General features: G+C 52.2%; 1 protein-coding gene and 1 pseudogene. Both read right to left on the bottom strand.

Going from position 1 to position 1,858, the window contains the following annotated elements; translation table 11 throughout:
- A pseudogene (locus KGB23_RS30045) lies at positions 1-184 on the bottom strand (hypothetical protein); the annotation flags it as partial.
- Between the two features lie 344 nt (positions 185-528).
- The gene (locus KGB23_RS30040) at positions 529-1,398 is read right to left on the bottom strand and encodes a GyrI-like domain-containing protein (protein WP_223433698.1); all 870 of its coding nucleotides are present in this window, start codon (positions 1,396-1,398) and stop codon (positions 529-531) included.
- Positions 1,399-1,858: the final 460 nt, after the last annotated feature.

The raw sequence follows: 1,858 nt of genomic DNA, 5'->3' as shown, positions 1-1,858 counted from the left end.
ACCCCACACATCGCGCCACCCTAAACTGAATCGCCTCAACATCCCCCCGCCGCACCAACAACCCAAACACCTCCCGCTCGTAATCGCTCATGATCGGATCATCCCGCAAAATCGGACTTTCACCTTCCCTCTCATAAGCCAGCTTGAGGGCGAAAAGGGCAACGGTTTCCAGTGGCAATTCCATTGTGTGAATCCTTGATTCGTTAGCCGAACGGTTTCGGGGTATGGCGTTGAAGAGCAAGATCAAAAGATCGCAGCCTTCGGCAGCTCCTACACGACAGCGGTGGGCGAGGTCACTTTTCTACAGACGAAAAAAAGGCCTTGCAAAGCAAGACCTTTCTTAATTCTGGCCCCCGAGGGCGACTCGAAGCTAACATTAATTAATTGATTCGTATAGATTATTTTGACGCGAGTAAGTTGGCGGGGGGGGGCACAGTCCGGGCCAATAGCTGCCCCTTGGCGAGAGGCTGCTTGCAGCGATGAAATCAATGATGATCGTTCTAAACCAGAAGCAACATGTCTGCTCCGCTATTGCAACGGCACATAAATATCGGTCTGCCATTGATCCTGCGGTGTCTCGGGATAAACGCTTAGATAATCGAAGAACAGCGGCTGGTCTCGAAGTTCCTCGCCGCTGGTGGGAAGCCAGTCGCGATAGATCGGATAGATCGTTTCGCCGATGTGATCCGTCGAACCCACGTGACGCACTACAACGCAACGCCCTCCAGGGATAACGCGCTCGGTTACGCCGAACTCATTCGCTGCTACCGCCTCGTGAATCTCGCCGCAGATTGCAAACCGGAACGCTTCGGGTGGTGTCGTATCGGGGTTGCCGAAAGGAATGCCAAAGCTGCGACTTGATTTCACTGGCGACTGTCCGCTCTGCATGCGCCATTCGGAAAACTTGCGAACACTCTCATTAATGAGTCCGGGAGCGCCACAATGCTCGAGTGCTGCAACTCTGACTTCGTGAAACTCTACGATTCGCACCTGCATGATGATGCTCCTGGAAAAATGAGGGATGGTGAACACCGAGCCCCAGACCTGCCAATTCGGTTGCTTCCTGAATGCACTCGGCGTCATACCGAACGCCCGCCTGAATGCCCTGGAAAATGCCTCGGGGCTTTCGAAACCCGCACTGAACGCTGCTTCCAGCACCGAGTAATCCGCGAGGGAGGACAGGCAATGCGCTGCGCGTCGTAGCCGCATCAACTGTACATAACGTGAAACAGGCACGCCCACGAAGGCGGTGAATTGTCGATGGAAGTGAAACGCCGAAAAGTTCGCCACCTGGCTCAACGTCTTCACAGACAAGTCACCTTCGAGATTGGCGTCGATGTAGGCGAGTACTGCATTGAAGCGCTTTGTGTAGGCGGCGTTGCTCGGCAAGTCAGGCACTGGATGGAGGCTCCGGGGAATACGGTAGGCATATAGAGTCAACTATACCGGCGTGCCCGCGCCTAGCCGTGCTTGCTACAGACCTTGGAAGTTTTCATGGTGGTAACCCAGCGCTTTGGTAAGGAAAAAGAATTTCTAGATAGGGGTTGACCACGTATTTTAATGCTGTACTATTCGCCTCCCGCTAACGAGCAGCTTGATGTTGCTTTTGGCTTAAGTTGTTGATTTTGTTAATGAAATCAGAAACTTTTAAGGTTGCTACTTGAGGGGATGTGCTGTAGAGTGCGCTCCTCGGTTGAGACGAAAGATCTTAACCAACCGCTCTTTAACAATTGAATCAAGCAATTCGTGTGGGTGCTTGTGGAGTCAGACTGATAGTCAACAAGATTATCAGCATCACAAGTTACTCCGCGAGAAATCAAAGATGTAACCAACGATTGCTGAGCCAAGTTTAGGGTTT

The sequence above is a fragment of the Pseudomonas sp. GL-B-26 genome (assembly GCF_019947405.1).
Taxonomy (GTDB): Bacteria; Pseudomonadota; Gammaproteobacteria; order Pseudomonadales; family Pseudomonadaceae; genus Aquipseudomonas.
Note: the sequence above shows the minus strand (reverse complement) of the source record. Positions and strands in the feature narration are given on the sequence as shown.